The 10,496-nt window shown below is 67.0% G+C and carries 5 protein-coding genes; all 5 read left to right on the forward strand.

The window, feature by feature from the left end:
• A partial coding sequence (locus tag B1400_RS08440; RefSeq protein WP_095613965.1) for an HhH-GPD family protein occupies window positions 1-694 on the forward strand: 694 nt, incomplete at its 5' end.
• A gap of 43 nt (window positions 695-737) precedes the next feature.
• On the forward strand, window positions 738-1,460 hold the full coding sequence (locus tag B1400_RS08445) for a hypothetical protein (RefSeq protein WP_235607401.1): 723 nt from the start codon (window positions 738-740) through the stop codon (window positions 1,458-1,460).
• 241 nt (window positions 1,461-1,701) lie between these two features.
• Window positions 1,702-5,262, forward strand: a complete 3,561-nt coding sequence (rpoB, locus tag B1400_RS08450) for a DNA-directed RNA polymerase subunit beta (RefSeq protein ID WP_095613966.1) — start codon at window positions 1,702-1,704, stop codon at window positions 5,260-5,262.
• Window positions 5,263-5,315: 53 nt separating this feature from the next.
• Window positions 5,316-9,344, forward strand: a complete 4,029-nt coding sequence (locus B1400_RS08455) for a DNA-directed RNA polymerase subunit beta' (RefSeq protein WP_095613967.1) — start codon at window positions 5,316-5,318, stop codon at window positions 9,342-9,344.
• A 210-nt stretch (window positions 9,345-9,554) separates the two neighbouring features.
• On the forward strand, window positions 9,555-10,328 hold the full coding sequence (locus tag B1400_RS08460) for an FHA domain-containing protein (protein WP_095613968.1): 774 nt from the start codon (window positions 9,555-9,557) through the stop codon (window positions 10,326-10,328).
• Window positions 10,329-10,496 lie beyond the last annotated feature (168 nt).

The following is a 10,496-nucleotide window of genomic DNA, read 5'->3' on the forward strand; positions in this document are numbered from 1 at the left end:
CGCCGCGCCGCGCGCCGACGTCCTCGAGGCGTGGGGGCGTCTGGGCTACCCGCGCCGCGCGCTGCGGCTGCAGGAATGCGCGCGCGTCGTCGCCGCCGAATGCCGCGACGGGCTGCCTCGCGACTACGCGGCGCTCACGGCGTTGCCCGGAATCGGCGACTACACGGCGAGCGCCGTGCTCAGTTTCGCCTACGGCGAGCGCATCGCCGTCATCGACACGAACATCCGCCGCGTGCTCAGCCGCGTGTTCCTCGGCGAGGAGTCGCTCGGCGGCGCCGCGAGCGCGCTCGAGCGCGCGCTCGCCGACGTCGTGCTGCCGGACGACGCGGGCGCGAGCGTGACATGGAACCAGGCGGTCATGGAGCTCGGCGCGCTCGTGTGCACGGCGAAACAGCCGGAGTGCGACGACTGTCCGCTGCGGGAGCGCTGCCTCTTCCTCGCCGCCGGCCGGCCGCGTCTGGGGGAGCGGCGCACGAGGCCGCGGCAGCGTTTCGCCGGCACCGACCGTCAGGTGCGCGGCATCGTCATGCAGGCGCTGCGCGAGCTGCCTGACGACGCGCACGGCGTGCTGTCGCACGAGGCGGCGGCGCGGCTGTGGGCGGACGGCGTGCAGCTCGACCGCTGCATCGCGTCGCTCGACGAGGACGGACTGGTCGAGATCGTCGACGGCCACGGCGTGCGGCTGCCGGCGTAGCGGCCGTCGATCTCGGGTGGGCGGCGTGGATAAGATGGTGACCATGCCGAAGCCACCACATCAGCGCATGTCGTCGAACCGCCCGCAGCGTTCGTCGGGCACGTCGTCGTCCCGGTCGCCGCGTCCCGCGTCGCAGGGGGGCGCGAAGCCGCGCAAGCGCACGATGTCCAAGAGCAGGCGCGCGATGTACCGCAAGCGGCGCCTCGTGTTCTTCGGCGCGCTGCTCGCGTTCCTGATCGTATGCGTGCTGTGCGTCTACAGCCTGATCCGCGGCGCCGTGGCCGCGCATGACTGGATCGGCGTCGCCGACCGCATGGCCGTGTCGCGTTCGGCGGCGCCGGCGCCGCCTCAGAAGAGCAAGGTGAAGGACTGCACGGCGAAGAACCTGCAGATGACGCTGACGCCGGCAGCCGACGTCGTGCCGCTCGGCGGTTCGCTCGAGTTCACGGCGACGATGACGTACGTCGGCTCCGACCCGGCCGGCTGCTTCGTCGACGGCGCCGACGACGCGCGCGTCCTCGTCATCAAGTCCGGCGCGGACACGGTGTGGCGTTCCGACGCCTGCGAGGCGACGTACCGTCCGCTGCTGATGATGGAGGGCGTGAGCGACGAGCGGAAGATCGTCTGGGACACGGTGCGTTCCGGCGGCGAATGCAAGGCGTCGGCGGAGCTGCCGCATGTCGACCGCGGCTCGTATACGGCGCAGCTCGTCATCGACGGCGACACGCATGTCGAGAGCAAGCCGGTGGCCTTCACCGTCGGGTGAGCGGCGCGGGCGACCGTCGGCGATGACGCGCATTGTTGTGTGATATTGCTCACATTTTTGGAATACCGATTGCGGCCGTTGGTTGAAAACGGTAGTATATTGATTTCGTGTCTTAGTATGTCATATGGCGGGCATGCTATCGAAGACGAAGCGCCCGCGCACCCAGGCATATGGCGGCCGGTGACCGCGCTTCTGACCGTGAGCATAGTTACGAACAACAAGCAGCGATAAGGAACGTCCATTGTCTGAGACTACGACGAACACCACTTCCATCATCGCGCGTGCCGACCAGCGGGACATCGACCTGCACAAGGCGTCGGATCGCGTGAACTTCGGCTCGATCGCCGAACCCATCGACGTGCCGTACCTGCTCGGCGTGCAGACCGACAGCTTCGACTGGCTGATCGGCAACGAGCGCTGGCAGGCCCGCGTCCAGGAGGACGAGGAGAAGGGCACGCACACCGTCGCGCACATCTCCGGCCTCGACGAGGTCTTCCAGGAGATCTCCCCGATCGAGAACTACTCGCAGACGATGAGCCTGACGTTCTCCGACCCGTACTTCGAGGAGCCGCGCCACACCGTGCAGGAATGCAAGGAGAAGGACTACACCTACTCGGCGCCGCTGTACGTCAACGCGGAGTTCGAGAACGGCGACACCGGCGAGATCAAGTCGCAGACCGTCTTCATGGGCGACTTCCCGCTGCAGACGCCGCACGGCACCTTCATCATCGGCGGCACCGAGCGCGTCATCGTCTCGCAGCTCGTGCGCTCCCCGGGCGTCTACTTCGACCGCCAGCAGGACCGCTCGTCGGACAAGGAGATCTTCGGCGCGAAGATCATCCCGAGCCGCGGCGCGTGGCTCGAGTTCGAGATCGACAAGCGCGACTTCCTCGGCGTGCGCGTCGACCGCAAGCGCAAGCAGTCGGCGATCGTCTTCCTGATGGCGATCGGCATGTCCCGTTCCGAGATCCGCGAAGCCTTCGAAGGCTACCCGCTCGTGCTCGACGCGCTCGACAACGAGAAGATCGACAGCCAGGACGAGGCCCTCGTCGACCTGTACCGCAAGATCCGCCCGACCGACGCGGCGACGCCGGAGGCCGGCAAGAACCTGCTCGATTCCTTCTACTTCAACACGAAGCGCTACGATCTGGCGCGCGTCGGACGCTACAAGATCAACCGCAAGCTCGGCCTCGAGAAGGACTACAACGACCGTTCGCTCAGCCGCGAGGACATCATCGCGACGCTCAAGTACCTCGTGACGCTGCACGCCGGCGCCGCGACGTTCCCGGGCAAGCGCGACGGCGAGGACATCGAGCTGCGCGTCGACGTCGACGACATCGACCACTTCGGCAACCGCCGCATCCGTCAGGTCGGCGAGCTGATCCAGAACCAGCTGCGCACCGGCCTGAGCCGCATGGAGCGCGTCGTGCGCGAACGCATGACGACGCAGGACGCCGAGGCGATCACGCCGCAGTCGCTGATCAACATCCGTCCGGTCAACGCGACGATCAAGGAGTTCTTCGGCACGTCCCAGCTCTCGCAGTTCATGGACCAGAACAACCCGCTCGCCGGCGTCACGAACAAGCGCCGCCTCTCGGCTCTCGGCCCCGGCGGCCTGTCGCGCGACCGCGCATCGATGGAGGTGCGCGACGTGCACCCGTCCCACTTCGGACGCATGTGCCCGATCGAATCCCCTGAAGGCCCGAACATCGGCCTCATCGGCTCGCTCGCGACCTTCGGCCGCATCAACCCCTTCGGCTTCATCGAGACGCCGTACCGCAAGGTCGTCAACGGCCATGTGACCGACGAGGTCGAGTACATGACCGCGGACCGCGACATCGAGCACGTCATCGCGCAGGCGAACCAGAAGCTCGACGAGCACGGCGACTTCGTCGAGAAGGAAGCGCTCGTGCGAGACGCGGCCGGCGAGGCGGAGGACGTCCCGGTCGAGATGGTCGACTACATGGATGTCTCCCCGCGCCAGATGGTCTCCGTCGGCGCGTCGCTGATCCCGTTCCTCGAGCACGACGAGGGCCACCGCGCGCTCATGGGCACGAACATGCAGCGTCAGGCCGTCCCGCTGATCAAGTCCGAGCGTCCGCTCGTGGGCACCGGCGCCGAATGGCGCGCGGCCGTCGACTCCGGCGACGTCATCCTCGCCGAGAAGCCGGGCGTCGTCACCTACGTGTCCGCGGACATCATCCGCGTCATGAACGACGACGGCACGACGAGCTCCTACAAGCTCGCGAAGTTCCAGCGCTCGAACCAGACGACGTGCTACAACCAGGTCCCGCTCATCCACGACGGCGAACGCGTCGAGGAAGGCACCGTGCTGGCCGACGGCCCGGCGACCGAGAAGGGCGAGATGGCGCTCGGCAAGAACCTGCTCGTCGCGTTCATGCCGTGGAACGGCTACAACTACGAGGACGCCGTCATCATCTCGCAGCGCCTCGTCCAGGACGACACGCTCTCCTCGATCCACATCGAGGAGTACGAGATCGACGCGCGCGAGACGAAGCTCGGCGCCGAAGAGATCACGCGCGACCTGCCGAACGTCGGCGAGGACGCGGTCGCGAACCTCGACGAGCGCGGCATCATCCGCATCGGCGCCGAGGTCGAGGCCGGCGACATCCTCGTCGGCAAGGTCACGCCGAAGGGCGAGACCGAGCTGACCCCGGAGGAGCGCCTGCTGCGCGCGATCTTCGGCGAGAAGAGCCGCGAGGTGCGCGACACCTCGCTGCGCGTGCCCCACGGCGAGACCGGCACCGTCATCGCCGTCAAGGAGATCACGCGCGAGGACGCCGAGGAGGACGGCGACGAGCTGCCCAACGGCGTCAACCAGATGATCCGCGTCTACATCGCGCAGCACCGCAAGATCACGCAGGGCGACAAGCTCTCGGGCCGCCACGGCAACAAGGGCGTCATCTCGCGCATCCTGCCGGAGGAGGATATGCCGTTCCTCGCAGACGGCACCCCGGTCGACATCATGCTCAACCCGCTCGGCGTGCCTTCGCGAATGAACCTCGGCCAGGTGCTCGAACTGCACCTCGGCTGGGTCGCGCACGCGGGCTGGGACATCTCGCTCGACCCCGACCTCGAGGCCGCCTGGAAGCAGTACGTGCCGAAGGGCGCCGAGAAGGGTGAGCCGGGCACCCCGGTCGCCACGCCGGTCTTCGACGGCGTGCGCCAGGAGACGCTCAAGGGCCTGCTCTCGACGACGCTGACCGACCGCGACGGCAACAAGCTCGTCGGCGAGGACGGCAAGGCGACGCTGTTCGACGGCCGCACCGGCGAACCGTTCCCGAAGCCGATCTCGGTGGGCTACATGTACATGCTCAAGCTGCACCACCTCGTCGACGACAAGATCCACGCGCGTTCGACCGGCCCGTACTCGATGATCACGCAGCAGCCGCTCGGCGGCAAGGCGCAGTTCGGCGGCCAGCGCTTCGGCGAGATGGAGGTGTGGGCCCTCGAGGCCTACGGCGCCGCGTACACGCTGCACGAGATGATGACCACGAAGTCCGACGACGTCGACGGCCGCGTGCGCGTCTACGGCGCGATCGTCAAGGGCGATAACCTGCCGCCGGCGGGCATCCCCGAGTCGTTCAAGGTGCTCCTCAAGGAAATGCAGTCCCTGTCCCTCAACGTCGAAGTGCTCAACGCGGAAGGCGTCGCGATCGACATGAAGGAAGAGGACGACGATCCGGTCTCCTCCTCCAACGACCTCGGCTTCAACATCGGCGCCCGCCCGGACGCCGCCGCGAAGGCCGACCAAATCGTTGATGAACCTGAATACAAGTAATCACACGAGTCATTCAAGAGAAACAAGAACCTACACAGACAGGACAAACGTAAGTGCTGGACGTCAACGCATTTGACAAACTGAAAATCGGCCTGGCCACCGCGGACGACATCCGCGGCTGGAGCTACGGCGAAGTCAAGAAGCCGGAGACCATCAACTACCGCACGCTCAAGCCGGAGAAGGACGGCCTGTTCGGCGAGCAGATCTTCGGACCGACGCGCGACTGGGAGTGCGCGTGCGGCAAGTACAAGCGCGTGCGCTTCAAGGGCATCGTGTGCGAGCGCTGCGGCGTCGAGGTGACCCGCAGCCGCGTGCGCCGCGAGCGCATGGGCCACATCGAGCTGGCCGCGCCGGTCACGCACATCTGGTTCTTCAAGGGTGTGCCGAGCCGTCTGGGCTATCTGCTCGGCATCGCGCCGAAGGAGCTCGAGAAGGTCATCTACTTCGCGTCCTACATGGTCACGAAGGTCGACGACGAGCAGCGCCACCAGGATCTGCCGGACCTGCAGGAGGAGTTCGACACCGAGGTGAAGAACCTCGAGCGCCGCCGCGACAACGAGATCGAGGAGCGCGCGAAGAAGGTCGAGGCCGATCTGGCCGAGCTCGAGGCCGACGGCGAGGTCAAGGGCAGCGCCCGCACGAAGCTGCGCAACGGCGCCGAGCGCGACATGGCGGCGATCCGCCAGCGCTACGACGACCAGATCGCACGCCTCGGCGCGGTCTTCGACAAGTTCAAGAACCTCAAGCCGGGCGACATGGAGAACGACGTCGACCTGTGGCGCGAGATGGAGGACCGCTACGGCGACTACTTCGAAGGCTGCATGGGCGCCGAGGCGATCAAGAAGCGCCTGCAGGACTTCGATCTCGAGGCCGCCGCGAAGGAACTGCGCGAGGAGATCGAGACCGGCACCGGCCAGCGCAAGGCCCGCGCCCTCAAGCGTCTCAAGGTCGTCAACGCGTTCCTGACGACCGGCAACAAGCCGGAGGCGATGGTCCTCGACGTGATCCCGGTCATCCCGCCGGACCTGCGCCCGATGGTGCAGCTCGACGGCGGCCGCTTCGCGACCTCCGACCTCAACGACCTGTACCGCCGCGTCATCAACCGCAACAACCGACTCAAGCGCCTCATCGAGCTCGGCGCCCCGGAGATCATGCTCAACAACGAGAAGCGCATGCTCCAGGAGGCCGTCGACTCGCTGTTCGACAACGGCCGCCGCGGCCGTCCGGTCACCGGCGCCTCGAACCGTCCGCTCAAGTCGCTGTCCGACATGCTCAAGGGCAAGCAGGGCCGTTTCCGCCAGAACCTGCTCGGCAAGCGCGTCGACTACTCGGGCCGTTCGGTCATCGTCGTCGGCCCGTCGCTGCGCATGCACCAGTGCGGCCTGCCGAAGCCGATGGCGCTCGAGCTGTTCAAGCCCTTCGTCATCAAGCGCCTCGTCGACCTCAACTACGCGCAGAACATGAAGAGCGCGAAGCGTCTCGTCGACCGCGGCGACGCCGAGGTCTGGGGCGTGCTCGAGGAGGTCATCTCCGAGCACCCGGTCCTGCTCAACCGTGCGCCTACGCTGCACCGTCTGGGCATCCAGGCCTTCGAGCCGATCCTCGTCGAAGGCAAGGCCATCCATCTGCCGCCGCTCGCCTGCGCCGCGTTCAACGCGGACTTCGACGGCGACCAGATGGCGGTCCATCTGCCGCTGAGCGCCGAGGCGCAGGCCGAGGCCCGCTCGCTGATGCTGGCCTCCGACAACATCCTCAAGCCGGCCGACGGCCACACCGTCACGATGCCGTCGCAGGACATGATCCTGGGCCTGTACTACCTGAGCACCGTCGTCGACGGCGCGAAGGGCCAGGGCCGCGTCTTCTCGTCTCTCGACGAGGCGCAGATGGCGCTCGACCGCCACGAGATCGACATGCAGGCCAAGGTGCTCATCCGCCTTCCCGAGGACTTCGTGCTGCCGAAGGACTGGGAGCCGGGCGAGGTCAAGGTCGTCGACCCGGAGCCGGGCAGCCCGGACGTCGTCAAGGAGGAGCGCTTCACCGACGGCACCGTGCTGTTCGCGACGTCGCTCGGCCGCATCCTGTTCAACGAGACGCTGCCGGTGAACTACCCGTTCATCAACGAGCAGTGCCCGAAGGGCAAGCTCTCGAAGATCGTCGACGACATCGCGACGCGGTATTCGACGCAGCAGGTCGCCGCCGTCCTCGACGCGCTCAAGGATCTCGGCTTCACGCGCGCGCCGTGGTCGGGCGTCACGATGGCCTTCTCGGACATCGTCGCCCCGTCGGACCGCGAGGAGATCATCAAGGGCTACGAGGAGGAGGCCGCCAAGGTCAACGGCCAGTACGACCTCGGTCTGCTCACCGAGGAGGAGCGCCGTCAGGAGCTCATCAACCTGTGGACCGAGTGCACCGACAAGGTCGCCGAGGCGATGCGCGAGAACTTCCATGACGACAACAACGTGAACATCATGGTGCAGTCCGGCGCGCGAGGCAACTGGATGCAGATCCGCCAGATCGCCGGCATGCGAGGCCTCGTGGCGAACCCGAAGGGCGAGATCATCCCCCGACCGGTCAAGTCGAACTACCGCGACGGCCTGTCCGTGCTCGAATACTTCATCTCGCAGCACGGCGCGCGCAAGGGTCTGGCCGATACGGCGTTGCGTACCGCGGAATCCGGTTACCTCACCCGCCGACTCGTCGACGTCTCGCAGGAGGTCATCGTCCGCGAGGAGGACTGCGGCACGAAGCGCGGCCTGGCGATGAAGGTCGCCGAACGCGACGAGGACGGCAACCTCGTGCTCGTCAAGGCGGCCGACGGCGGTCCGTACTCGCGTCTGCTCGCGGCCGACGTCATCGACCCGGCCGACGGCGAGACCGTGCTCTACCACGCCGGCGACGCGCTGTCGATGGACGTGCTCAACGATCTCGTCGCGCACGGCGTCGAGGAGGTCAAGGGCCGTTCGGTGCTCACCTGCGAGTCGAAGCGCGGCGTGTGCGCGAAGTGCTACGGCTGGTCGCTCGCGACGAACAAGCTCGTCGACGTCGGCGAGGCGGTCGGCATCGTCGCCGCTCAGTCGATCGGCGAACCGGGCACGCAGCTGACGCTGCGTTCGTTCCACTCCGGCGGCGTCGCGTCGGCGTCGGACATCACGCAGGGTCTGCCGCGTGTCACCGAGCTCTTCGAGGCGCGTACGCCGAAGGGCGAGGCGCCGATCGCGCAGGTCGCCGGCACCGTGAGGATCGAGGACAGCGAACGCGGTCGTCAGGTCTTCATCAAGCCCGACGACGGCAGCGAGGAGGAGGCCTACCCGGTAACGCGCCGCGCGCCGCTCCTCGTCAAGGACGGCGAGCACGTCGAGGCCGGCACGCAGCTGATCGAAGGCTCGGTCGACCCGAAGAAGATCCTGCGCATCCTCGGACCGAACGCCGCCCAGAAGAACATCGTCGAGGAGGTGCACAACGTGTACCGCTCGCAGGGCGTCGACATCCACGACAAGCACATCGAGGTCATCGTCCACCAGATGCTGCGTCGCATCACCGTCATCGATTCCGGTGACACGACGCTGCTGCCGGGCGAGCTCGTCGACCGTGCGCGCTTCATCGAGGCGAACCGCGCGGCCGTCGCCAACGGCGGCAAGCCGGCGGCCGGCCGTCCGGAGCTCATGGGCATCACGAAGGCGTCGCTTGCGACCGACTCGTGGCTGTCCGCGGCGTCGTTCCAGGAGACGACGCGCGTGCTCACCGAAGCCGCGCTCAACGAGAAGGAAGACGACCTCAAGGGCCTCAAGGAGAACGTCATCATCGGCAAGCTCATCCCCGCCGGCACCGGACTGGCGCGTTACCGCAACGCCGTCGTCGAGCCGGACAAGGCGATCCGCGACACGATCTACCCGAACTTCGGTCTCGGCGACGACGCGCTCGGCGGCGAGTTCGGCGATGGCGACATGTCCGACGTCGACTTCTCGAACATCGACTTCGGCGATCTCAAGCTCGGCGACGACTTCAACCCGGACGACTTCCTGGACGACAACGGCGGCCAGGAGGATCTCGGCGGCGATCTCGGCGACGACTTCAAGTTCTGACCGATGACGACCGACGATCGGCGGTCGTCTGACTGATGAGGCGCGGTCCGTGCATGCATGCGCGGACCGCGCCCCTTTGTCGTATCCGGCCGGCCGCATCGGCTCGATCAGGCCGGCCTTGGCGGCGTCGTCGTCGAAAGGCCTTCCGCGGGCCGTCCATACCGTGGCGGCGATGCGCGGTTTTCCAATCCGGTGTGCTAAGACTGGAATATGCAGAAATTACCGTATCCTCCGGCGCCCGAGATGGGCTGGTACGCCGACGATGAAGTCGAAGAGGACATGCTCGTCCCCGAACACGGCGATGCCGCGCCGCAGCAAACCACCCCGCAGGACCTCCATGGGGCGCGGCCCGCGTCGACTGGCGCGCAGCCGGACATGGCGGCTTTGACCGGCGCCATGGACGCGCAGCCGTCCGTCGACGCCCCGTCGGCGTTCGCACAGCCGGAGCCGGCTGCATCCGTCTCGCCCCTTCCCGAGGAGGAGCATATCAGCGCGACGACGTCGGAACAGCCGGCGCTCATCCCGGACGACTCCTACAACGCGCATCTGGGCGACGACCTCGAGTACACGGCCGAGGAGGGCGCCGAGGGCAGCGACGAATGGGACGGCACCGTGCTGTCGACGGCCTTCATGAAGAAGGAGCCGCTCCACGTCTATCGTCTCGTCAACGAGGTCACCGGCCAGAACATCGTCGTCGACATGGGCGTGCTCATGGGGCGCAAGCCGTCGCAGGACATCCCGCAGGGCGCGAAGTCGGTGCGGCTCGTCGATCCGACGCGCACCGTCTCGCGCAACCATGCGGCGATCAGCTTCGATCAGGACGGCTCGTTGTGGATCGAGGACTACGGTTCGCTCAACGGCACCTACGTCATAGACGACGACGGCGAGCGCCAGGTCGTCAAGGGCACGCCGATGAGGCTCACGGCGCCGTGCAAGGTGCGCATCGGCGACCAGATCTTCGACTTCGAGGACGCCGCCGCATAGCCGGCATACGACACAGCGTCCGGTCACATCGCAGCGGATACCTGATTTGCGAACGGTGTGGGGGAGTCGTGCACCCAAACCGTTCGCGGAGGTAGCGGTTTGCGAACGGTTTGGGTGCAGGGCTCGCACAGGACGTTCGCAAACCGGGCTGAACCGTATACGACGGCG

The organism is Bifidobacterium italicum (genome assembly GCF_002286915.1).
GTDB lineage: Bacteria > Actinomycetota > Actinomycetes > Actinomycetales > Bifidobacteriaceae > Bifidobacterium > Bifidobacterium italicum.